Source organism: Thalassospira sp. SM2505, assembly GCF_054901115.1.
Genome location: NZ_CM142731.1, coordinates 3,991,076 through 4,013,806 on the forward strand (window position 1 = coordinate 3,991,076; position 22,731 = coordinate 4,013,806).

The following is a 22,731-nucleotide window of genomic DNA, read 5'->3' on the forward strand; positions in this document are numbered from 1 at the left end:
TGATGCAGAACAACGTAATGACCGCCCGTTTGCAGAGAAAATTTACGCACCTTGCACGAAATGTAGCCATCGGCATGCCAATGGCGCTGACCATTCTGCTTGGCGCACCGGCAAAAGCTGAAATCACCGTCGAGATGGCAGGCGTATCCGCCGCCGTAACCGGTGATGTCACGCTTAACAAAGTGACGGGCGAAATCGGTGTTCTGGTTGAAAGCGGGATGCCCGTTTATCTTGGGGACCGGATCATCACGTCGCCGAATTCGGGCATGCAAGTCCTCTTACTGGACGAAACAGTCTTTACCATCGGACCGAACAGTGACGTCGCCATTGACGAGTTTGTCTACGATCCGGCAACCGGTGATGGTCGCATCGTCGCAGACATGGCCCGCGGTGTCATGCGTTTCGTAACGGGCAAGATACCGCTCAACAACCCGGCAAGCATGGATATCAATCTTCCGGTTGGATCAATCGGTATTCGCGGCACCATCGGGCTGATCCGATCAGTCTCGACCGAGCAGGCCAATGAAATCATCCCCGGTTCGTTTGATACCTTAAACCCGGATGACGCCAACCAGATGGTGTTTATGGCGGTTAACCAGGGGCCGGGTCTTGAACGCAATGACACCACATCGCGCCCCGGCGCGTTTGCCGTAACCGATATGAACGGCAATAGCGAAAACATTACCGGCGAGAATTTCGGTGTCTTTGTTGGCACCAATGTTGTTACAGAGCCCGCACGCTTCCCCGCAGAAGCCGCAACCTTTGATTTCTCAACCAATCTTGTCCGGACCGCTTCAAACAACGACAATCAGGATGGAACTTCCGGTTCAGGGTCGCGCCAAACCGCACCAAGTGTATCCCAACAGGCAAGTGTGACGCCCGGACAGGCGCAACAGGCCAATGCGCAAACCGGTGCTGCAATGGCCGGTACCATTGAAGTTGCCCTGGCACAAGTCGGTGCCACGAGTGCATCTAAATCACAAAGTGAAATCACTTCAATTCTCGGCAATGTCGATAGCACAAACAATAGCAGTAGCAGCAACAGCGGAAGCAGCGCTTTCACCTATGACGGGATGCGTCAGATATCAACCGGCACCTTTACGTCGGGGACCATCGCTGTAAGCAGCGGCAGCCTGTCTTATAACTTTGTCACTGCTGTGAATTTCGCGACGAGACAATTGTCGATCACGTTCCAGAATATTCAGGATGGCGGTGCATTTCTAACCGCTGTGTCAGAGGGCGAGATGAAGACAAACACAGTCGACTTCTCCAGTTCAACCGGCGAAGTAAAATTTTCCGGCAGCGACTTTACGCCTGATAGCGGCGGCAATTGCACAAGTGGTGGATGCAACGCCACAGCAACCTTTACAGATGCGAAGAATGTTGATTTCAAGCTTACAACAACTGCAGTCAGCGCCGGTGCATCTGGTTCCGCGACGTTGAATTGATGATTGACGGGCAGTTGTTTGCACCATGCGTCTGACCAAGAACAGCCTGCTGCGCATACTGCATTATTTGCTTCCTTTGGGCATCCTGCTGATCTGCATCTTTTTGCGGTGGCAGGATGTTCCATTTGTGGACAAGATGCGCCTGAGCGTGTTTGACACCTATCAGCGCATCGCGCCGCGCCAATATGAAGATGTTGGTGTTCGTATCATCGACATTGATGAAAAAAGTCTGGAAGAACTGGGGCAGTGGCCATGGCCACGTACCCGTCTGGCCGGGCTGGTTTATCGTTTGCGTTCGGCCGGCGCGCGGGTTGTCGGGTTTGACGTGGTATTTGCCGAGCCCGACAGAACATCCCCGGCCCGCGTGGTGAAGGACTGGCCCAAGGGCACGGAAAGCGACGAAATAACCGCCCTTGCCGATAAACTGCCAGATCATGACAAACTGTTTGCCCAGTTCATTCAGGGTACAGGACAAGTCGTTACGGCAATCCAGCTGAGCAACAAGAAACTGGAAACCCCGCCAAGGCAAATCGGCAATTTCAGTACATCGGGTGAAGCAGGAAGAAAACTTTCCGACTTTATTGCTGTGCTGCCCGGTGCGGCCAAAAACCTCGATATCATAGAAAATGCGGCAAGTGGCAATGCGCTGGTGAATGTGTCACCGGAACAGGATGGTGTGGTGCGCAGGGTTCCGCTACTGGCGGCACTGGATTACGACCTGCCCGTGATTGGCATGCCTGTTTATCCGACGTTATCGATGGAAATGCTTCGCGTTCTTCAGGATGCCCCGAAAACCATGAATGTGCGGATGTCCGGGGCAAGTGGCAGTTCACGCTGGACCCGGTCAGAGGGTATCGAGGCCATCAGGGTCGGTGCCATTACCATTCCCACCGATCATGCCGGATATATGTGGGTTCATTTCACCGGCCGTGAGAAACAGCGTTATATCTCGGCGCTTGATGTCTTGAATGACACTCTGCCACCGGAAAGCCTTCGCGACACGATTGTCCTGATCGGCACCAGTGCGGCAGGATTGCTTGACTTGCGGTCCACACCGCTTGATCGGGTTTTGCCGGGGGTAGAAGTGCATGCAGAGATGCTTGAACAGATGTTGCTGGGCCATTTCCTGACCCGCCCATATTGGGCCGCAGAAACGGAAAGCTTTGTTCTTTTGCTGATCGGCCTGTTTTTTGTTCTTGCCGTTCCACGACTTGGTGCCGTCTGGCCTGCGGTGATCGGCGGAACACTGGCCTTTGGTGCCGCCGGATTTTCATGGTGGGCATATGATGCCAAATTGCTGTTGATTGATCCGGTCTATCCGCTGGTCAGCTTGCTGGCTGTTTATCTGGCGACCAGCTCCATCGGCTTTGTACGCACCGAAGGCGAACGGCGGCAGGTCCGCTCTGCCTTCGGGAACTATCTGTCCCCGGCATTGGTCAATCAATTGTCACGCCACCCGGAACAATTGAAGCTTGGTGGTGAAACCCGAGACATGACCTTGATGTTTTGTGATGTCCGCGGTTTCACCTCGATTTCCGAGGGGTTCAAATCCAACCCGCAGGGTTTGACGCGCCTGATCAACCGGCTTCTGACACCACTGACCAAATGCATTCTCGATCGGGAAGGCACAATCGACAAATATATGGGCGATTGCATCATGGCCTTCTGGAATGCACCACTTGATGTTGAAAACCATGCCCATCATGCGTGTGATAGCGCACTTGCCATGCGTGAGGCGCTTGATCACCTCAATGCCGAACGTCTGGGCGAAGCCAAGCGTGACAATGAAAAGTTCCTGCCGCTTAACATTGGCATCGGGATCAATTGCGGTGACTGCCTTGTTGGCAATATGGGATCGGATCAGCGGTTCGATTATTCTGTTCTGGGCGATGCGGTCAATCTGGCCTCCCGTCTTGAAGGGCAGTCGAAAAATTACGGCGTTGACATCGTTCTGGGTGAAGATGTTGCCAAACGTGTCGAGAATGATTTTGCCACACTGGAACTCGATCTGATTGCGGTGAAAGGCAAAAGCGAAGCTGTGCATATCTTTGCCCTGCTTGGCGGTGCCAAACTTTGCCAGACAGAAGAATTCAGGAACTGTCAGATATTGCACAAGTCAATGCTGGACGCCTATCGTACGCAACAATGGGACAAGGCAGAGGAACTGCTTGACCAGTGTCGTCAGGCATCGCGTGGTGTCGGTGCACTGGCAGCCCTTTATGACATGTATTCCGATCGTATCGTGACATTCCGGGAAACCCCGCCACCGGTCGAGTGGGATGGTGTGTTTATCGCGACAAGCAAATAGCGATACTTGCCAAATCAGCTTTATCCCAACACTCTGCTATCTGATGATTTTAGACGTCTGAAGTCTGCCTTTTTGTCGAACTGCCAATCGCCCCATTGCGTCACCGAGGTTCCCGATGAACTTTTCATCTGACAATGTTTCGCCCATCTGCCCCGAAATTCTCAATGCTATCGCTGCGGAAAGCGAAAGTGCCGCCCTTCCCTATGGCGCGGATGACAAAAGCCGACAACTTGATGCGGCCTTCTCAGCCCTGTTCGGAACCGACGTTTGCGTTATACCGGTGGCGACAGGAACGGCTGCAAATCTGGTCGGGCTTTCGGGGCTGGTGTCACCGTTTGGCGGCGTTGTTTGTCATCATCACGCCCACATCAATATGACGGAATCAACCGGTGTGGCTTTCTATGGCAGTGGTGCCAAACTGCTTGGCATTGACGGGCCATCTGCCAAGATAGAGGCAGATACGCTTGATCGCTGTCTGGGGTCACATATTTCAAATGGCATGCACTCAGTAGACCCCGAATGCGTTGCCATAACCCAAAGCACCGAGTTCGGGACCGTCTATGACGTTGCGGAAGTTCAGGCGATTGGTAATGTCTGCCAGAAACACGGCATGCGCCTTTTTATGGATGGCGCACGTTTTGCCAATGCGGTTGCAGCCCTTGACTGTCATCCGGCTGATATCACCTGGAAAGCGGGTGTCGATGTTTTAAGCTTCGGGGCGACCAAAAACGGAGCCCTGGCCGTTGATGCCATCATCCTGTTTGATCCGAAGTTGCGGCGTCACACGGAAAAAAGCCGCAAGCGCGGCGGTCATCTGTTTTCAAAGCACCGCTATCTTGCTGCCCAGCTTCTGGCCTATGTCCAAGATGATCTTTGGTTACGTAATGCGCGCCACGCCAATGAGGCCGCCAAAGCCTTGCAGAAAAGTCTTGAGAATATGGGCGCCACAGCCGCGTTCCCGCCGCAAGGCAACGAACTTTTCATTCATATGAATGACGATCTGGCGCAACGCCTGCGGGATGCGGGGATCGTGTTTCGCCCATGGGCTTCCATCGGCCCGGACGCATACCGTTTTGTGTGTGCCTGGAACAGCCCGATTGAACTGATCAAATCGCTGCCACAGTCGATTGGATGACATCGCAGATTTGCCATCATCGGCATTTGCATGGGATAACCACGTTAAATCATTCTCAGCTTTGCAAACGCTGAATGCCACCAAGATATTGCGAGATAGAATATGAACTTTGCCTCCGACAATGTGTCCCCGTTTTGCCCGGAAGTTCTCGAAGCATTGACGCTTGAAGCCAGCAGCAATGCACCGGCTTATGGTAGCGACGAAATCAGCCAGCAGCTTGATCGCACATTTTCCGATCTGTTTGACAAGGAGGTTGCGGTTATTCCCGTTGCAACCGGGACTGCGGCAAACTGCATCAGCCTGTCAGCCCTTGTCACACCATATGGCGGCGTTGTCTGTCACCACGAAGCCCACATCAATGAAGACGAAAGCACCGGTGTTGCCTTTTTCACCGGCGGGGCAAAGCTTCTTCCGATGGATGGGCCAACGGCCAAACTTGAAGCAACGGCACTTGATGCCTTTATTTCCGGTCAGGTCAATCGCGGGGTCCATTCGGTTGCCCCGGAATGTGTCGCGATCACGCAGGCAACGGAACTGGGCACCGTATATAGCCCGGCGGAAGTGACCGCCATTGGTGACATCTGCAAGAAACATGATCTGCGTCTTTTTATGGATGGTGCACGCTTTGCCAATGCAGTTGCTCATCTTGATTGCCATCCGGCCGACATCACCTGGAAAGCAGGCGTTGATGCCATCAGCTTTGGCGCGACCAAGAACGGCGCGATGGCGGTCGATGCCATTGTTCTGTTTGATACCAGCCTGAAAGGCCGGATCGAACAGGCGCGCAAACGCAGTGGCCATCTGCATTCCAAACATCGCTATCTGGCCACACAGCTTCTGGCCTATGTCAAAAATGACGTCTGGCTCAAGAATGCAGCACATGCCAATCAGGCAGCGTCCGCCCTTGCCGATCTTCTGATCGGACGCGGCGCGACCCTGGCCCATCCAAAAGACGGCAACGAGCTGTTTGTAAAACTGCCCGCAGAGCTTGCTGCAAAGCTGCGCGATGCGGGACTGATGTTCCATGCATGGCCGTCACTTGGTGCAGATGTTTATCGGTTCGTTGCGGCATGGAACACCGATATCGCGCAAATCTCTGAACTTCATACTACCCTGAGATAGGAAACCGGGGCTCGGACAAGGTATCAAATCGAACGAATCATTAAATTTCAACGGATTATGAATCGTTCAAATGCACATCCGAATGAAGTGATATTCCTTAATTACGTCCGAGCCCCGAAAAAAATGCACAGCTCCTATACGCAAATGGGGGAGTGAATTTCATAAAAATAACAAACACTTGACATAAATTCATCATTCAACGACCAAGGGCTTTCTACGTATAACCACGCAGCAAACGTTGACGATACCTAGAAACCCTGATTATTTTCCCTCGTCGATTGCCAACATAATATCTGTTGGATCGGGTAAACCCCGTCCGTTCCAATATGGCGTTGTCAAACATGACCTGTTCAAGATCATGTAGGCAGCAGTCACTTGTTCGGACCAGCCTTGAGGGAGGCATTTAATGAAAGCGAATTTCGTCAAAGTGGCGATTGGTGCAGGCCTGCTTGCTGCCACTGCACTTGCTGCTCCGACCGCCGCTTCGGCAAAAACTCTGGTATATTGCTCGGAAGGTAGCCCCGAAGGCTTCAACCCGTCGCTTTACACCGCAGGTACCACGTTCGATGCGTCCTCGCGTCAGGTTTTCAACCGTCTGGTACAGTTCAAGCGCGGCACCACCACCATCGTTCCGGGTCTTGCGACCAGCTGGGACGTTTCGGCTGATGGTCAGGAATATACCTTCAACCTGCGCAAAGGCGTGAAGTTCCACACCACCAAAGACTTCGCCCCGACCCGCGATTTCAATGCTGATGACGTGATCTTCACCTTCATGCGTCAGTTTGATAAAAACCATCCGTATCACGGTGTTTCAGGCGGCTCGTACGAGTACTTCAACGGCATGTCCATGCCGGACCTGATCAAGGACATCGTCAAGGTTGACGACTACACCGTAAAATTCGTTCTGAACCGTCCGGAAGCTCCGTTCATCGCCAACATGGCAATGGACTTCGCATCTGTTCTGTCGGCTGAATATGCTGACAAGATGATGGAAGCCGGCACTCCGGAACTGGTTGACCTTAACCCGGTCGGCACCGGTCCGTTCCAGCTGGTTCAGTATCAGAAAGATGCGGTTATCCGTTACAAAGCATTCCCGGAATATTGGGAAGGCAAAGCCGCAATCGACAACCTGATCTTTGCCATCACCCCGGACAGCACTGTTCGTTATCAGAAGCTGAAAGCCGGTGAATGCCATGTCATGCCGTACCCGAACCCGGCTGACCTGACCGAAATGGATGCAGATGCTTCCATCAACCTGCTGAGCCAGGAAGGTCTGAACGTCGGTTACCTTGGTTACAACACCGAGAAAGAGCCGTTCACCAATGTGAAAGTGCGTAAAGCACTGAACATGGCGATCAACAAAGACGCCATCATCGAAGGTGTATATCAGGGTGCGGGCGCTGCTGCCAAAAACCCGATTCCGCCGACCATCTGGTCTTACAACAACGACACCGTTGATGATCCTTATGATCCGGAAGCGGCGAAAGCCATGCTGGCAGAAGCCGGTTTCCCGGAAGGCTTCAAGACCGATATCTGGGCCATGCCGGTTCAGCGCCCGTACAACCCGAACGCACGCCGTATGGCCGAGCTGATTCAGGCTGACTGGGCAAAAATCGGTGTTCAGGCTGAAATCGTGTCCTACGAGTGGGGCGAATACCTTGATCGCACCAAAAAAGGTGAACAGGGTACCTTCATGCTCGGTTGGACCGGTGATAACGGCGACCCCGATAACTTCCTTGCAGTTCTGCTTGGCTGTGACGGTGTTGGCGGTTCGAACCGCGCTCGTTTCTGCAACGACGAATTCGAACAGCTGATTCAGCAGGCTAAAACCACCTCGGACGTTCTTGAGCGTACCCGTCTGTACGAAGAAGCTCAGCTGGTCTTCAAGCGTGAAGCACCGTGGGCAACCATCGCACACTCGATCGTTTTCGAACCGGTTCGTAACGAAGTTGTCGACTACAAGATTGATCCGTTTGGCGGTCACATCTTCTATGGCGTCGACATCAAAGAATAAGACCACCTAAAACCTTGTCGAAGAGGCCCGGTCTTCCGGGCCTCTTTGCAATTCCGCAATAGAGAGAGACGTCCACCCGTATCCTGACCGCGCGTGGATGCACAAAAAGGCCCGATGGCATGCTAGGATTCCTGTTTCGCCGTTTGGGAGACATCATCCCGACCTTCTTCGGTGTCACCCTTCTGGTATTCTTCCTGATCCGCCTCATTCCCGGCGACCCAATATTGATGTTGGCCGGAGAACGTGGTGTTGACGCAGCACGATACGCAGAACTTCAGGCACAATACGGCTTTGACCAGCCTATTATCGTCCAGTATTTCGATTACCTGATGGGTGTATTCCAGGGCGATCTTGGCAAATCTTTTGTCACCAAAAAACCTGTTCTGGATGAATTTCTTGTCCTCTTCCCGGCAACAGTCGAGCTTGGCCTGACGGGTATATTGTTTGCCGTTTGCCTTGGCGTACCGTTCGGTGTCCTTGCTGCCATCAATCGTGGAAAGTGGATCGACCATCTGACCATGTCTATTTCCCTGACCGGATATTCGATGCCGATTTTCTGGTGGGCGCTGCTTCTGATCATGTTCTTCTCGACAACGCTGGGCTGGACGCCGGTTTCCGGACGTCTTTCAGTCATGTATTACATCGAGCCGACCACCGGCTTCATGTTGATCGACACGCTTCTCAGCGACGAGAAAGGCGCATTCATCAGCGCCCTGCGCCACATGATCCTGCCAACCATTGCGCTTGGCACCATTCCAATGGCCGTGATCGCGCGCATGACCAGATCCTCAATGCTTGAAGTTCTCGGCGAGGAATATATCCGTGTTGCCCGTGCCAAGGGGCTTGCCCCGATCCGCGTGATCATGGTCCACGCACTTCGCAACGCCCTGATCCCGGTGATCACGGTCATCGGCCTTCAGGTCGGTGTTTTGCTGGCCGGTGCGATCCTGACCGAGACGATCTTTTCCTGGCCGGGGATTGGCAAATGGATCATCGAAGCCATGAACCGTCGCGACTATCCGACCATTCAGGGTGGCATTCTGATGATTGCCTTCCTTGTCATGGCCGTGAACCTGATCGTCGACCTTCTGTACGGGGTAGTAAACCCTCGTATCCGTCATAAACGCTAAGGGGACTGCGAAAGATGAGCGAGAATAATACCCCGTCCGCAGCCCCGGTGAACACTCTGGCGGAAGCCGCTGTTGAACCGATGGGCGCACCGCCCAGCCCGCTACGCGAGACCTGGGACTACTTCAAAAAGAACCGCGGTGCATTGGCTGGCCTGATCGTCATTGCGATCATTCTGTTCCTTGCGCTGACCGCACAATGGATTGCGCCGTTTGATCCGATTGCACAGGACCGTACCGCATTTCTTAAACCACCGGTCTGGATGGAAGGTGCCGATCCGCGTTACATCCTTGGCACCGATGCGGTGGGCCGCGATATCCTGTCGCGTCTGATCCACGGTGCGCAGCTGTCGGTTTCTATCGGCGTGTTTGTTGTCATCCTGTCGATGATTTCCGGTATCGTTCTTGGCATGGTTGCGGGATATTTCCGCGGTTGGGTCGAAGTCGCTATCATGCGCCTGATGGATATCATGCTGGCCCTGCCCAGCCTGATCATGGCGCTTGCCATTGTTGCGATCCTCGGCCCGGGACTTGAAAATGCGATGCTCGCCATCGCGATTGTCCAGTTACCGCATTATGTGCGTCTGACCCGCGCATCGGTGGTGTCCGAACTGAACAAGGAATATGTCATTGCATCGCAGATTGCCGGTGCCGGACATGTCCGCCAGATGTTCGTGAACATTCTTCCGAACTGCATGGCACCGCTGATTGTTCAGGGCACACTGGGTATTTCGAGTGCGATCCTTGACGCTGCTGCCCTTGGCTTCCTTGGCCTTGGCGCACAGCCGCCGCTGCCGGAATGGGGTACCATGCTGTCCGAAGCCCGTGAATTCGTGGGTTCGGCATGGTGGGTCATCACCTTCCCCGGCCTTTGCATCCTTGTCACCGTGCTTGCCTTCAACCTGATGGGTGATGGTCTGCGCGATGCCCTTGATCCCAAGATGAAACGGTAAGTCATGGCTCTTCTCGAAGTAAAAAACCTGACAGTCGAGTTCGGCTCCGAAGACAAGCCGTTTCGTGCTGTTGATTCAGTAAGCTATTCAGTTGATCGCGGCGAAGTTCTTGGCATCGTCGGTGAATCGGGTTCCGGTAAATCGGTATCATCGCTTGCCGTTATGGGCCTGATCGATTTTCCCGGTCGTGTCACAGCAGACGCCCTGACCTTTGACGGTCAGGACCTGTTGGGGATGCCTGCGAAACGTCGTCGCGAAATCACCGGCAAAGACATCGCCATGATCTTCCAGGATCCGATGTCTGCGCTTAACCCCTGCTTCACGGTCGAAGCCCAGATCATGGAAGCCCTTAAGGTCCATGAAGGCGGCACCAAGAAGCAGCGTCGTGAACGTACGCTCGAACTTCTTAATCAGGTCGGCATCCCCGATCCGAAGTCACGTATGACCGCCTATCCACATCAGCTTTCGGGTGGCATGAGCCAGCGTATCGTCATTGCGATGGCGATCGCCTGCAAGCCGCGTCTTCTGATCGCCGATGAACCGACCACGGCCCTTGATGTCACCATTCAAGCCCAGATCATTGATCTTCTGCTGAAACTGCAGGAAGACAGCGATATGGGGCTTTTGTTGATTACCCATGACCTTGCACTGGTGTCCGAGGCCGCCAACCGCATTCAAGTCATGTATGCGGGCCAGCTGTTTGAAAGCGGTCCTGCCGACAGCATCTTTGCCGCCCCGCGTCATCCGTATACGCAGGCGCTGCTTGAAGCATTGCCGGAACGTTCCGAGGGCCATGATCGCCTGCGCACTATCCCCGGCGTGGTTCCGGGCCAGTATGACCGCCCGACGGGATGTCTTCTGGCACCGCGATGCCGCTACGCCAATGAAAGCTGCATAAGCGCACGTCCGGAAGTCACTGACTTCAACGGACGCGATGTACGCTGCTTCTATCCGCTTAATGATCAGGGCCAGCCGACCGGCCTAACTGCCGATCTGGCCACCGGGGAGACTGTATAATGAGTTTTCTGGATACCAAACCCGGTGTTCCGCTTCTGGAATCCGATGACCTCGTCCGTCACTATGATGTTAATCGCGGTTTCGGCAAACCCGGCGCGACGGTCAAGGCGCTTGATGGTGTGTCCTTCACGCTTGAAGCCAAAAAGACGCTGGCAGTCGTTGGCGAGTCAGGTTGCGGCAAATCGACCCTTGGTCGTCAGCTGACCCTGATTGAAAAACCCAGTGCGGGCGCGCTGAAGATTAATGGCCATGCGGTCGGCAACCTTTCTGACAAGGATGCCAAAATTTTCCGCCGCACAGTTCAGATGATTTTCCAGAACCCTTACGGGTCGCTTAACCCGCGCAAGAAGGTCGGTCAGATTCTGGCCGAACCGGTGTTGCTGAACATGGATCACCTTGGTCGCAAGGAACGCGAGGAACGTGTTCGCGAAACCATGGCCAAGGTTGGTCTGCGCCCGGAATTCTTCCAGCGCTATCCGCATATGTTCTCGGGCGGGCAGCGTCAGCGTATCGCCATTGCGCGTGCTCTTATTCTGGAACCGAAAGTCATCGTTGCCGATGAACCGGTTTCTGCCCTTGATGTGTCGGTCCAGGCGCAGGTTCTCAACCTGATGATGGATCTTCAGGAAGAGATGAATGTCGCCTATGTCTTCATCTCGCACGATCTTTCTGTCGTCAGACATATTGCAGATGACGTCATGGTGATGTATCTCGGTCGCGTCGCTGAAAAAGGACCGACCGAAGAGATTTTTGCCAAGCCGTTGCATCCCTATACAAGGGCGCTTCTGGCATCGGCACCAAAGATCGATCCGGCACATCGTGTAAAGGCAGAACCGCTTACCGGCGAATTGCCTTCACCGATCAACCCGCCATCGGGCTGTGCGTTCCATAAACGCTGCCCGTTTGCGACCGAGGAATGCGCAAAGGTTCGCCCGGAACTGCGCAATTTCGAGGGCCGCGAAGTGGCGTGCCACCGGGTCGAGGAAATCGCCTGAGAACAGGCGATCACCCGGATGTCCGGGTAGACAAGGGAGCAAGGGGGCGCGCTTTAACCAGCGCGCCCCTGCGCATTTCGGAATGTCTTTCCATCAAATGGAAGTCAGGCCGATGAACGGGTCCGCTCGGTAAAGGCCAATAGCACCCCCGCCCCGACCAGAAGCGCACCCGATACACGATTAAGCATCCGCATATGACGCGCCGACCGGATCAGGCCTTTGACCTGTCCCCCCAGAAGTCCATAAACAAGCAAGACCGAACTTTCCATCGCAAGGAACGTCAAGCCCATGACCGTGAATTGCGCACCATAGGCCTGTGCAGGGTCAAGAAATTGCGGGAAGAAGGCGGTAAAAATCAAAATCGCCTTGGGATTGCCAATCGCCGTCAGAAATTCTGTGCGTGCCAGAGTAAAGGCACCGGGATAGGCCATAAGCACGACCTGCCCCGAACCGGTAACAGTATCGGCGTCAACATCATGCACCTTGGCAAGCCAGCTTTTGACACCAAGCCAAACCAGATAGACCGCCCCGACCCATTTAATGATCAGAAAGGCCGTTTCACTGGCCGCCAGAATAACGCCAAGCCCTGTTGCGGCAATCACGATCATCAGCGCAAAGGCCATGATACGCCCGACACCACCGACCGCCGCCGACACGACGCCGTAGCGGGCACCATTAAACATCGCAAGAAGGTTATTGGGGCCGGGAACCATCGACAACGCGATTGCCGCCCCGGCAAATAAAAGCCAGGTATCGAACTGCATGGGGCATATCCTGTATTTCGGAACAGCGCCCGAACTGGCCCCGTCCCGGATTGGTGACAGAGCGATTTCGCCTTAAAATCAGTCGCGCGTCAATGCTGCAATCATATCGGATGCTGCGGGCCATTTCGCGCTCAGGGTTGCACGTTTGCCCATAGAGAAGTCGGCAAAATCAAATCCCGGTGCGACCGTACATCCCAGCAAGGCAAACTTTCCGCCGGACTTGAGACGCGCGCCCTGCCAGACATTTTTGGGCACGACCATTTGCGGTTTCTGCCCGGCCAGAAGGTCCTTGCCGATTTCGACACACTTGTGCGTTCCGTCCTCGAACAGCTGAAGCTGTTCGACAGCATCGCCCAGATAATGATGGAAAATTTCGTCACTGGTCAGAATATGCATCCCCGAAAAGGTATCGGGTGTCAGCAGGTAATAGATCGCCGTTCCGGTACTGCGTACACCAAGATAGCGGTTACCGGGATTGCATGTTTCAAAGGCGCGGAACGTCTCGGCGTAATATCCGCCTTCGGGATGGGGTTGCAGCCCCAGCTTGGCAATCAGATCGTCGATGGTGATGTTTTCTGACATTGCGGGCTCCCTCTGACCAACGGCGACTATTTCCCCATCATGACGAAAAAAGGGGAAAGGCGCAAACCTTCCCCCTGAAAATCGGCCATCAAACCGACGCCATAACTGCAATCAGTTTGCGTTACGGTTCATTCCGCCATGATCCATATTACCATGGTTCATCGCCCCCATGCCCGCCGGGCCCTTGGCCATTGCATCCATGACATTGATCATAACCGGAACATCGCCAGCCTTCTCAAATTCAAGTATCACCTGAACCATCTCGCCTTCTTCGAGCGGCTTTTTCAGCCCCATCATCATGACGTGATAGCTGCCCGGCTTGAACATGACTTCGCCATGCATCGGAACATCAACACCGCCTTCGACCTGACGCATTTTCATGACATTGTTGTCCATGATGTGGGTGTGGAGTTCGGTCTTGGCTGCAAGATCGCTGCGCACGCCAACAATCCGGTCCGCATCGCCGTTATTCACAACGACAAAGAACGCAGCACCATTGCGCACCTGACCAAGAGAAGCCTTTGCCCAGGCATCCTTGACTTCAATATCGGCCGCAAAGGCATTGCTAACAACAAACAGCGACGCCAAAGTCGCAATGACAGCAAAGAATTTTTTCATGGAGTTTCATCCGTCTTTTGCCTGCGCGTGGCAGGTCTGATTTCATCAAGAGTTCGTTTTGGAAATCAGATAGCGACTGGCGGTGCACGTGAATGATGTACACGCAGAACTTCGCGACCATCCGCCTTGCCATTTGCCACAGCAAAGCGCAGATGATGGACAACCGGAACCGGCACCATATCGGGTAGTTCAATGGCAACAACCGCCCCGTGATGGGTCGCACAAAGCGAACAAAACGCATGACCGGCCATTGGGGGCGGATTGTCTGGTCGGGTGTGTTGATCCCCGTCCTTATCCGCCAGATTGACGGGCTCGATGCCATTTGGCGTACAGATCAGAACAACGTTGCCACCCGGAACAGCATCCGCGGCATTGGCCTGCGAAATTCCGGTGGCATGGCCAGTGATCAGGGCCGGGATCAGGCCGGACTGGGTGATACCTGCAAGCAGGATCACAAACGCCATCAGCCAAGTCTGAAGGACGCGGCTGACAGATATACCGCAACACTGGCGGTTATGGCGTTTGGTTGAGAACATCTGGCTGATATGCCCCAATTCATCCTTACCCGCAATGACATTGATCAAAGATGCCCCTGACAGCCTGCCCCGACAAACGCTCACCTGTGACCGGGGAAATGTCTGTCCGGCCATTGGTGGCGTCAGGTCATCAGTCAGGCCGCATCAGATCATGTCGCGTGCCTTAACCAGTTCGTCGAATTTCACACCATCAAGGAAGCCCAGCGCAATGCAGGCTTCTTTCAGGCTGCTGCGATCCTTGTGGGCTTTTTTCGCAACAGCGGCGGCATTGTCATAGCCAATATGCGGTGCCAAAGCCGTCACCAGCATCAGACTTTGTTCGACATAATGGTCGATCTTTTCCTGATCGGCCTCGAGCCCGGCAACACAGTTATCGGCAAAGCTGACTGACGCATCGGCAATCAGGCGAATAGATTGCAGCAGGTTATAGATAATCACCGGCTTGAATACATTCAGGTCCAGATGTCCGTTTGATCCGCCAACCGTCACGGCAACATGATTGCCCATGACCTGCGCGCACACCATCGTCAATGCTTCGGCCTGTGTCGGATTGACCTTGCCCGGCATGATTGATGATCCGGGTTCGTTGGCCGGAAGGACCAGTTCGCCCAAACCACAACGCGGCCCTGAACCAAGCAGGCGAATATCATTGCCAATCTTCATCAGCGATGCTGCAAGCACATTCATCACGCCCGACATTTCAACGCAGGCATCATGGGCAGCAAGGGCCTCGAACTTGTTTTCTGCCGTGGCAAAGGCAATTCCGGTGATTTCGGAAACCTGTCTGGCGAATTCGACGTCAAATCCCTTGGGCGCGTTCAGCCCGGTGCCAAGTGCGGTACCGCCCTGGGCCAGCTTGCGCAGACGTTTAAGCGCATCATCAATACGTTCAAGACCAATGGCAATCTGCGCGGCATAGCCCGAAAATTCCTGACCAAGTGTCAAAGGCACCGCATCCTGCATATGGGTACGGCCAATTTTGACGATATCGGCAAAGGCATTGACCTTGACCTCAAGCGCGCGGCGCAAATGGACAAGTGCCGGTTTCAGGGACTTTTCAACCTCAACCACTGCGGCGATATGCATGGCTGCCGGGAAGCTGTCATTGGACGACTGTCCACGATTGACATGATCATTGGGATGAACCGGATCACGCATCCCCATCGGTTTCCCCAGGATTTCGCACGCCCGATTGGCGATGACTTCGTTGGCATTCATATTGGTCTGGGTGCCCGATCCGGTCTGCCAGACAACCAGTGGAAAATGATCAAGCAGCTTGCCATCGGCAACTTCGCATGCCGCGGCCTCAATGGCATCGGCCAGGTCGGCGTCAAGATTGCCAAGAGCGGCATTTGCGCGCGCCGCGGCCAGTTTCTGAATCCCGAACGCCCTGATCAGCGCATCGGGCATCCGTTCACCACCGATTTTGAAATTCTGCTTTGAACGCTGGGTTTGTGCGCCCCAGTACCGGTCGGCGGGAACCTCGACGGTGCCCATGGTGTCTTGTTCGGTACGGGTGGTCACTTGATTGGTCACGATAGATATCCTCCGTGTCAGACGTCAAACTGACCGGGGCGGGAAACCCGGTGCAACAGCTGCTTGGTTCAGGTTACAAACTGTTGACCGGAAATATGGGTCGGATCAAGAACGAAGGCAAATGCAAATAATATTTGTTTGCATTCAAATCCTTGGTGCCCTAGCCGACTTTTTCCGACCGCTCTTGCCAGGCCAGCAACCTGATCCCGGCACGTTCGAGCTGTGATGTGATTTCCGGGGTTGGCGGGCGATCAGTGATGATCCCTGTCAGGTCCTCAAGCGGGGCGACATTTTCAAGATAACGCTGATCAAATTTGGTGTGATCAACCATCAGCCATGTTTCATCGGATCGTTCCATCATCGCGCGTTTAACGGCAACCGCCCGGCGGTTCACGTCGCTAAACCCCTGACGCGAAACACCGGATGCACCGATAAAGGCAATATTGGCGTGGAAGCGTCGCAGATAGTCGACCGTGTCACTGCCATAAACCGCATTTTCGCGACGATCAAACTGGCCCGGACACATCAGAACGTCATCATAATCCGCCAGATCAGCCATGCCATGCACAACCGCATAACAGTTGGTCAGGAAGGTACGTGGCAGCGCACTGCGCCGTGCGGCAAGAAACGGCGCGATCTGTGCCACTGTTGATCCGGCATCAATCATCGCAACATCCCCGGATCGCACCATATCAGCCGCCAGCATACCGATGCGTTCGAACCCGGCCACCGCAGATAATTGCCGTTCCGCCAGATCGGGCTGATGGCCCATCGGTCGCGCTGATGCCCCGCCAAACTCACGCTTGATCAGGCCTTCCTCGCTCATGGCGTCAAGATCACGGCGGATTGTTTCCGTTGCCACATCGAATCGCTCTGCCAATGTGGCAACTCTCACATGCGGATGAACCTGTAGTTCATGCAGAATGCGTTGTTGTCTTGCTTTTTTTCCCAAACGCAAAGCCATATCCCCCTGAAGATTGGCTATTTCCATGATGATTTATCTATTCTATCAACCTCTCCTGAAATCTTTTGTTACAGTTTTATGTTGATTTCTCAACTTTTTCGAATTCATAATGTTGATAAAAGCAACAATAAAACCAACAAAACCACATCATAAATGGCTGAAAGCCAGCGTTCACAGGGAAGAAAGGTTCAGTAGCCGTGTTTTCATATCCGAAAAAAATTGATAGCCTGAAGCTCACCACACTGCTTGCTGCGGTTGGTATGCTTGGTTTCACCGCTGCCCCGGCAGCTGCTGCTGACGATTGCATCGCGCGTGGCGATCTTGACCAGCTTTATTGCGACATGGATGGCGATCTGGTGGCCGATGCACCGGCTGCTGATCAGCTTGTCGATCCGGACACTCTTGTCTTTGCATATACCCCGGTCGAAGACCCGGCTGTTTATGCCGACATCTGGGAGCCGTTCCTTGAGCATCTTGAAAAAGTAACCGGCAAGGACGTTCACTTCTTTGCCGTTCAGTCGAACTCGGCCGAAGTCGAAGCCATGCGTTCGGGTCGTCTGCATGTTGCAGGTTTCTCGACCGGTCCGACGCCGTTTGCAGTTAACCTTGCCGGTGCGGTTCCGTTTGCCCTGATGGGTGGGGATGACGGCCGTTTCGGTTACACGCTTCAGCTTTATACCCGCGTTGACAGTGGCATCAACGAACTGGCCGATCTGAAAGGCAAGCGTGTCGCGCACACCTCGCCGACTTCGAATTCGGGCAACCTTGCACCGCGTGCCCTTCTCCCGGGTCAGGGCGTCGTTCCGGAACAGGATTACGAAGTTGTCTATTCCGGATCGCATGACCAGTCGATCCTTGGCGTTGTTGCCGGCGACTATGATGCAGCTCCGGTTGCCTCCGAAGTTGTCGAACGTATGGCCCAGCGCGATCTTTACGACCCGAAAGAAGTGAAGATCATCTACGAAAGCAAGCGCTTCCCGACCACTTCGTTCAACTATGCCTATAACCTGAAGCCGGAACTGGTCGAAAAGATCAAGGAAGCCTTCTTTACCTTCGACATGAAGGGCACCGCCCTTGGTGAAGAATTCAAAGGTGTTTCGAAATTCATCCCGATCACCTACCAGAATGACTGGGCAGTCATTCGCGAAATCCAGGCTGCCAACGGTGTCAAATACACCCCGGATAACCTGAAGTAATCCGCATTTCTCAAACGACGTCGATATCACAGGGCCCGGCTTGCCGTGGCCCTGTGTCGTCTCCCATTCAAACCGGGGTAACGCAATGCTGCGTATCAAAGAACTTGTAAAACGCTATGGCGAAGAAAAGGCAGTGTTGAAGAACCTGAACCTTGAAGTGCCTGGCGAAAGTGTTGTTTCGATCATCGGCGCATCGGGAGCAGGTAAAAGTACCCTTCTGCGCTGTATCAACCGTCTTGTTGAACCGTCATCGGGCTCTATCGAGCTTAATGGCACTGAACTGACCAAGCTTGAAGGCAAGGCGCTGCGTCTGGCGCGCCGCCGTATCGGCATGGTGTTTCAGGGCTTCAACCTGATTGACCGCCTGACGGTCATGGAAAACGTTCAGTCCGGCCGCCTCGGTTATCTTCCGGCATGGCGTGCTGTGACCCGCAATTACCCGCAAGAAGATATCGACCGCGCCTTCCACCTGATGGAGCGCGTTGGTATTGCCCATTACGCAAACAAGCGTGCCGATGAATTGTCCGGTGGCGAGCGCCAGCGTGTTGGCGTTGTGCGCGCCCTGATGCAGGAGCCGGAAATTCTGCTGGCCGATGAACCGACCGCGTCACTTGATCCGAAAACATCGCGCCAGATCATGGAACTGCTGCGCGCGCTCGCATCCGAGTTGCACCTGCCGGTTCTGATCAATATTCACAACGTGAATGAAGCCAAGGAATATACCCAGCGCATCGTCGGCATGCGGTTTGGTCGCATCATTTTCGATGGCGAACCGACCGATCTGAACAATGACGCCATGGACGAAATTTATGCAGGTGTCCCCGCCGAAGAACGTGGTGGCGCCGAAAGCAGTACGCATTTGCGCGAGGTAGCAGCAAGATGAGCAGCACCGTTCAAACAACGGGCCGCACATGGAAGAAGCCACCCTTTATTGCCAACCCCGTGTTGCGCTGGGGTCTTCTGATTGCTGTGGTCGGCTATGTATGGTGGGCTGTCACCAGCCTTCCATTTGACTGGGAACGCATTCAGGACGGCGTTCCGCGCGCCATCCGTATTTTCAAAGGCGCCTTCCCGCCAAGTTTCATTCGCGGCGAGCTGCTGTTTGACGGCTTTATGGAAAGCATCAAGATCGCGATTGTATCAACCCTTCTCGGGTTGGCACTGAGCATTCCGATTGCCTTTGCATCCGCATCAAACATCGCCCCCAAATGGCTTTACACCATCGGGCGCGGCTTCATCATTGTGGCGCGTTCCTTCCACCCGGTCATCGTTGCCATCCTGTTTGTCAAAGCAGTCGGTTTTGGTCCGCTGGCAGGCATTCTGACCCTGACGATCTATTCCATCGGTTTCGTTGCCAAAATGCTGGCCGAACGAATCGAGGAAATCGACTGGGGTCAGGTCGAAGCCGTCCGTGCGGCTGGCGCACCGACCTTTGTCACCCTGCTTTATGCCGTCATTCCGCAAATCATGCCCCGTCAGATCGGTCTTTCGATCTATCAGCTTGATAGCAACCTGCGTGCGTCGGCGATTGTCGGCATTGTGGGTGCAGGCGGCATCGGCTCGACGCTTCTGAACGCCTTCGGGCGCTACGACTATGACTTTGCACTGGCCATCACCCTTTGCATCATCGGTGTGATCCTTGTCAGTGAGGCCATCAGCGGCCGGATCAGGAGGAACCTATGGTAGCCACCACTCAACCGACCGGACCGGACGCAATCGCCCATCGCGAATGGTCTCGCTATACCTCCAAGGAACGCTGGCGTCGTTACGGCCTGATGGCACTGGTCGCAGTTGCCGTTGTTTGGTCACTTTCGACCATCAACGTCATCTGGCCGTGGCTTTGGGATGCGCCGCAACAGATGGGTGATCTGTTTGGCCGTATGTTCCCGCCGTCACTTGAAGGCTGGAAAGACATTGCCTGGACGCTGCTTGAAACCGTCAATATCGCAACGATTGCGACATTCTTTGCTGTGTTCCTGTCCTTGCCAATTGCCCTGATCGCTGCCCAGAACACCACGCCCAACCGCTTTACCCTGTGGCTTGGCCGGTTCATTCTGGTGTCATCGCGCTCGGTGAACACCATCATCTGGGCATTGCTTTTTGTGGCCGTGTTCGGACCCGGTGTGCTTGCCGGTATTCTGGCAATCATTTTCCGCTCGATTGGCTTCCTTGGCAAATTGCTGGGCGAGGCAATCGAGGAAATCGACCGTGCCCCGATCGAGGCACTGGAATCTGTTGGCGCATCGCGTTTCAAGATTCTGGTCTACGGGGTTATCCCGCAAGTCATGCCGACCTTCTTTGCCGTTTCCATTTTGCGCTGGGATATCAATCTGCGCGAAAGTACGGTTCTGGGTCTGGTCGGTGCGGGCGGTATCGGCATCATCCTTCAGGGTGCGATTGATACCTTTGCCTGGCAGACGGTTGCCACCATCCTTCTGGCGATCATCGGCCTGGTCATTATCGGCGAAGCCATCTCAGCTTACCTGCGTAAAAAGGTGATCTGACGTGGACAAGACATACGACCTTCTGGTCGTAGGCGGCGGCATCAATGGCGCAGGTATTGCCCGTGATGCCGCCGGTCGCGGACTTTCTGTTCTTCTGGTCGAACAGCGCGACCTTGCCTCGGCCACCTCTTCCTCTTCGACCAAGCTGATCCATGGCGGCCTTCGCTATCTTGAACATTACGAATTCCGGCTGGTGCGTGAAGCCCTGCAGGAACGTGAAGTTCTTCTTGCCGCAGCCCCACACATCATCTGGCCCCTGACATTTGTCCTGCCCCATCACAAGGGCCTGCGTCCGCAATGGATGCTGCGTGCCGGTCTGTTTTTGTATGACCATCTGGCCAAACGCAAACGCCTGCCGGGGTCAAAGGCGCTCAGCCTTGCGGGCACACCGGAAGGCAATCCGTTAAAGGCACAATTCAAACGCGCCTTTTCCTATTCGGATTGCTGGGTCGATGATGCCCGTCTGGTGGTTTTGAACGCGCAGGATGCCAAGACACGGGGTGCTGAAATCTGCACGCGGACCCGGTGTGCCAATCTGGTCCGCCAGATTGATTACTGGGACGCTGAACTGATTGACGCAGCCGGATCATCGCGCACCGTCAAGGCGCGTGCGGTTGTCAATGCGGCCGGACCATGGGTCACCCGGATGGTCGAGAATGCCGGACTTGGCGACAAGGCCGCCGGTCTTCGACTGGTCAAGGGCAGCCACATCATCGTGCCGCGCATCCATGACCATGATCACTGCTATATTTTCCAGAATGACGACGGGCGCATTGCCTTTGCCATTCCCTATCAGCGTGATTACAGCCTGATCGGCACCACGGACGTTCCCTATAAAGGCGATCCGTCCGAAGTCAAAATCAGTGATCAGGAAATTGATTACCTGCTCGAACTGGTCAATGGCTATCTGGCAAAGCCGCTTGGTCGGGATGACGTGGTTTGGGATTATTCCGGTGTTCGTCCACTTTATGACGACAAGAATGCCAATGCATCGGCAGTGACCCGTGATTACGTGTTTGATCTTGATACCGGCTCTGCCGGTAATGCCCCGGCGATCCTGTCGATCTATGGTGGCAAGATCACGACCTATCGCAGGCTTGCCGAACATGCCATGCAGAAACTTTGCCCCGTTCTAGGCAACAAATCACCGGACTGGACGGCAAATGCCATACTTCCGGGCGGCGATATGCCGGACGGCGATTACGATCGCTTTGTTGCGGATCTCAAGACCCGGTTTGACTGGGTAACGCCGGCATTGCTGGATCGTCTGGCGCGTTGCTATGGCACGGCAACCCGAACAATTTTGGGTCACGCCACGTCAATGGCTCAATTGGGCCAAGAGGTTGCCCCAAACCTGTATGAAGCTGAACTGCACTACCTGATTGCCAATGAATGGGCCTGTGACGCAGAAGATGTTCTGTGGCGCAGAACCAAGCTTGGTCTCGGGATGCAGCCTGATCAGGTCGATGCTGTCCATCACTGGTTTGCCGCCCAAGCCCGGCTTGGTCAGGCTGCACAATCATCCCGTCAGGCCGGTTGACGCAATCCGTCCCATTTGACGAACTCGTGGGCGATGAAATCTTCCATCATCGCCCGCCACATCCGTTCAGCCATATCCTTGTCAAAGCCGTCAATTTCGCATTGGGCTTTGACCTTGGTGATCACGTCCTCGATGCGGTCCTCGTCACGGACTGCATCGCGTGACGGTTTGATGCGTGCTGCCTGTTCTATGTAATTAAGCCTTTCAGCCATCAGCGCCACAAGCAGCCGGTCAATCCGGTCCACATTGGCACGAACCTCGGACATGGTTTCGCAATGATTGGCCTTAACGCTCATATTCAGGAACCTTCTTTCATTCGAATGCACAAACAAATAAGGGCAGTGTTACCACTGCCCTTATTGCCGATATCTG

Annotated in this window: 21 protein-coding genes; 14 read left to right on the plus strand and 7 right to left on the minus strand. The window is 54.4% G+C overall.

The window, feature by feature from the left end:
- The first annotated feature begins 2 nt into the window (after window positions 1-2).
- The 9 genes from ACTU44_RS18755 to ACTU44_RS18795 all read left to right on the plus strand — a co-directional run bounded on the left by ACTU44_RS18755 (window position 3) and on the right by ACTU44_RS18795 (window position 12,119).
- The gene (locus tag ACTU44_RS18755; RefSeq protein WP_258548746.1) at window positions 3-1,448 is read left to right on the plus strand and encodes a FecR family protein; all 1,446 of its coding nucleotides are present in this window, start codon (window positions 3-5) and stop codon (window positions 1,446-1,448) included.
- Window positions 1,449-1,473: 25 nt separating this feature from the next.
- Window positions 1,474-3,756, plus strand: coding sequence for a CHASE2 domain-containing protein (locus ACTU44_RS18760; protein WP_462096093.1), 2,283 nt, complete (start codon window positions 1,474-1,476; stop codon window positions 3,754-3,756).
- Between the two features lie 115 nt (window positions 3,757-3,871).
- Window positions 3,872-4,891 carry a threonine aldolase family protein gene (locus tag ACTU44_RS18765; protein ID WP_114098961.1) on the plus strand — a complete coding sequence of 340 codons (1,020 nt, stop codon included), beginning with the start codon at window positions 3,872-3,874 and terminating at the stop codon, window positions 4,889-4,891.
- Between the two features lie 102 nt (window positions 4,892-4,993).
- Window positions 4,994-6,013 carry a threonine aldolase family protein gene (locus ACTU44_RS18770; protein ID WP_114098960.1) on the plus strand — a complete coding sequence of 340 codons (1,020 nt, stop codon included), beginning with the start codon at window positions 4,994-4,996 and terminating at the stop codon, window positions 6,011-6,013.
- A gap of 406 nt (window positions 6,014-6,419) precedes the next feature.
- The gene (locus ACTU44_RS18775) at window positions 6,420-8,027 is read left to right on the plus strand and encodes an ABC transporter substrate-binding protein (protein ID WP_114098959.1); all 1,608 of its coding nucleotides are present in this window, start codon (window positions 6,420-6,422) and stop codon (window positions 8,025-8,027) included.
- Window positions 8,028-8,146: 119 nt separating this feature from the next.
- The gene (locus ACTU44_RS18780) at window positions 8,147-9,157 is read left to right on the plus strand and encodes an ABC transporter permease subunit (RefSeq protein ID WP_114098958.1); all 1,011 of its coding nucleotides are present in this window, start codon (window positions 8,147-8,149) and stop codon (window positions 9,155-9,157) included.
- A gap of 14 nt (window positions 9,158-9,171) precedes the next feature.
- Window positions 9,172-10,107 carry an ABC transporter permease subunit gene (locus tag ACTU44_RS18785; protein ID WP_181850325.1) on the plus strand — a complete coding sequence of 312 codons (936 nt, stop codon included), beginning with the start codon at window positions 9,172-9,174 and terminating at the stop codon, window positions 10,105-10,107.
- Window positions 10,108-10,110: 3 nt separating this feature from the next.
- Window positions 10,111-11,124: a dipeptide ABC transporter ATP-binding protein gene (gene dppD / locus ACTU44_RS18790; protein ID WP_114098957.1), complete on the plus strand. Its 1,014-nt coding sequence runs from the start codon at window positions 10,111-10,113 to the stop codon at window positions 11,122-11,124.
- Entirely contained in the window at window positions 11,124-12,119 is a 996-nt protein-coding gene (locus ACTU44_RS18795; RefSeq protein WP_114098956.1) for a dipeptide ABC transporter ATP-binding protein, read from the plus strand. Before dppD ends, ACTU44_RS18795 begins: the two co-directional genes overlap by 1 nt.
- 104 nt (window positions 12,120-12,223) lie before the next feature.
- Here ACTU44_RS18795 and ACTU44_RS18800 read toward each other — a convergent pair whose 3' ends face one another.
- The 6 genes from ACTU44_RS18800 to ACTU44_RS18825 form a co-directional block, all read right to left on the minus strand.
- Window positions 12,224-12,883 (minus strand): LysE family translocator, encoded by a 660-nt coding sequence (locus ACTU44_RS18800; protein ID WP_114098955.1) that lies wholly within the window; start codon window positions 12,881-12,883, stop codon window positions 12,224-12,226.
- A gap of 78 nt (window positions 12,884-12,961) precedes the next feature.
- Entirely contained in the window at window positions 12,962-13,465 is a 504-nt protein-coding gene (locus tag ACTU44_RS18805) for a cupin domain-containing protein (protein WP_114098954.1), read from the minus strand.
- 111 nt (window positions 13,466-13,576) lie between these two features.
- Window positions 13,577-14,083, minus strand: coding sequence for a copper chaperone PCu(A)C (locus ACTU44_RS18810; protein ID WP_114098953.1), 507 nt, complete (start codon window positions 14,081-14,083; stop codon window positions 13,577-13,579).
- A 65-nt stretch (window positions 14,084-14,148) separates the two neighbouring features.
- Window positions 14,149-14,667 (minus strand): DUF2946 family protein, encoded by a 519-nt coding sequence (locus tag ACTU44_RS18815; RefSeq protein WP_462096094.1) that lies wholly within the window; start codon window positions 14,665-14,667, stop codon window positions 14,149-14,151.
- Between the two features lie 96 nt (window positions 14,668-14,763).
- Window positions 14,764-16,155: a class II fumarate hydratase gene (fumC, locus tag ACTU44_RS18820; RefSeq protein ID WP_462096095.1), complete on the minus strand. Its 1,392-nt coding sequence runs from the start codon at window positions 16,153-16,155 to the stop codon at window positions 14,764-14,766.
- A gap of 160 nt (window positions 16,156-16,315) precedes the next feature.
- The gene (locus ACTU44_RS18825) at window positions 16,316-17,146 is read right to left on the minus strand and encodes a DeoR/GlpR family DNA-binding transcription regulator (protein WP_258548745.1); all 831 of its coding nucleotides are present in this window, start codon (window positions 17,144-17,146) and stop codon (window positions 16,316-16,318) included.
- Window positions 17,147-17,316: 170 nt separating this feature from the next.
- Here ACTU44_RS18825 and phnD point away from each other — a divergent pair, with 170 nt between their 5' ends.
- From phnD to glpD, 5 genes are all read left to right on the plus strand, one after another.
- On the plus strand, window positions 17,317-18,315 hold the full coding sequence (gene phnD / locus ACTU44_RS18830) for a phosphate/phosphite/phosphonate ABC transporter substrate-binding protein (protein ID WP_336082270.1): 999 nt from the start codon (window positions 17,317-17,319) through the stop codon (window positions 18,313-18,315).
- Window positions 18,316-18,400: 85 nt separating this feature from the next.
- Window positions 18,401-19,198, plus strand: coding sequence for a phosphonate ABC transporter ATP-binding protein (phnC, locus tag ACTU44_RS18835; protein ID WP_114098950.1), 798 nt, complete (start codon window positions 18,401-18,403; stop codon window positions 19,196-19,198).
- Entirely contained in the window at window positions 19,195-20,001 is an 807-nt protein-coding gene (phnE, locus tag ACTU44_RS18840) for a phosphonate ABC transporter, permease protein PhnE (RefSeq protein ID WP_114098949.1), read from the plus strand. Before phnC ends, phnE (ACTU44_RS18840) begins: the two co-directional genes overlap by 4 nt.
- Entirely contained in the window at window positions 19,995-20,819 is an 825-nt protein-coding gene (gene phnE, locus ACTU44_RS18845; RefSeq protein ID WP_462096096.1) for a phosphonate ABC transporter, permease protein PhnE, read from the plus strand. Before phnE (ACTU44_RS18840) ends, phnE (ACTU44_RS18845) begins: the two co-directional genes overlap by 7 nt.
- A gap of 1 nt (window position 20,820) precedes the next feature.
- Window positions 20,821-22,359: a glycerol-3-phosphate dehydrogenase gene (gene glpD, locus ACTU44_RS18850; protein ID WP_462096097.1), complete on the plus strand. Its 1,539-nt coding sequence runs from the start codon at window positions 20,821-20,823 to the stop codon at window positions 22,357-22,359.
- On the opposite strand, the gene ACTU44_RS18855 is transcribed toward glpD, so the two are convergent.
- A complete protein-coding gene (locus ACTU44_RS18855) occupies window positions 22,347-22,655 on the minus strand; it encodes a chorismate mutase (RefSeq protein ID WP_114098946.1) in 309 nt (102 codons plus the stop codon). The two genes, glpD and ACTU44_RS18855, sit on opposite strands and share 13 nt — an antisense overlap.
- Window positions 22,656-22,731 lie beyond the last annotated feature (76 nt).

Excerpts from the sequence above, each read along its gene's own strand:
- ACTU44_RS18760 (WP_462096093.1), top strand. The coding sequence starts at position 1,474 with ATGCGTCTGACCAAGAACAGCCTGCTGCGCATACTGCATTATTTGCTT.
- phnE (WP_114098949.1), top strand. The coding sequence starts at position 19,195 with ATGAGCAGCACCGTTCAAACAACGGGCCGCACATGGAAGAAGCCACCC.
- dppD (WP_114098957.1), top strand. The coding sequence starts at position 10,111 with ATGGCTCTTCTCGAAGTAAAAAACCTGACAGTCGAGTTCGGCTCCGAA.
- ACTU44_RS18810 (WP_114098953.1), bottom strand. The coding sequence starts at position 14,083 with ATGAAAAAATTCTTTGCTGTCATTGCGACTTTGGCGTCGCTGTTTGTT.
- phnE (WP_462096096.1), top strand. The coding sequence starts at position 19,995 with ATGGTAGCCACCACTCAACCGACCGGACCGGACGCAATCGCCCATCGC.
- ACTU44_RS18775 (WP_114098959.1), top strand. The coding sequence starts at position 6,420 with ATGAAAGCGAATTTCGTCAAAGTGGCGATTGGTGCAGGCCTGCTTGCT.
- ACTU44_RS18855 (WP_114098946.1), bottom strand. The coding sequence starts at position 22,655 with ATGAGCGTTAAGGCCAATCATTGCGAAACCATGTCCGAGGTTCGTGCC.
- ACTU44_RS18780 (WP_114098958.1), top strand. The coding sequence starts at position 8,147 with ATGCTAGGATTCCTGTTTCGCCGTTTGGGAGACATCATCCCGACCTTC.
- ACTU44_RS18825 (WP_258548745.1), bottom strand. The coding sequence starts at position 17,146 with ATGGAAATAGCCAATCTTCAGGGGGATATGGCTTTGCGTTTGGGAAAA.
- ACTU44_RS18770 (WP_114098960.1), top strand. The coding sequence starts at position 4,994 with ATGAACTTTGCCTCCGACAATGTGTCCCCGTTTTGCCCGGAAGTTCTC.
- ACTU44_RS18800 (WP_114098955.1), bottom strand. The coding sequence starts at position 12,883 with ATGCAGTTCGATACCTGGCTTTTATTTGCCGGGGCGGCAATCGCGTTG.
- ACTU44_RS18785 (WP_181850325.1), top strand. The coding sequence starts at position 9,172 with ATGAGCGAGAATAATACCCCGTCCGCAGCCCCGGTGAACACTCTGGCG.
- ACTU44_RS18795 (WP_114098956.1), top strand. The coding sequence starts at position 11,124 with ATGAGTTTTCTGGATACCAAACCCGGTGTTCCGCTTCTGGAATCCGAT.
- ACTU44_RS18765 (WP_114098961.1), top strand. The coding sequence starts at position 3,872 with ATGAACTTTTCATCTGACAATGTTTCGCCCATCTGCCCCGAAATTCTC.
- ACTU44_RS18755 (WP_258548746.1), top strand. The coding sequence starts at position 3 with ATGCAGAACAACGTAATGACCGCCCGTTTGCAGAGAAAATTTACGCAC.
- phnC (WP_114098950.1), top strand. The coding sequence starts at position 18,401 with ATGCTGCGTATCAAAGAACTTGTAAAACGCTATGGCGAAGAAAAGGCA.
- ACTU44_RS18805 (WP_114098954.1), bottom strand. The coding sequence starts at position 13,465 with ATGTCAGAAAACATCACCATCGACGATCTGATTGCCAAGCTGGGGCTG.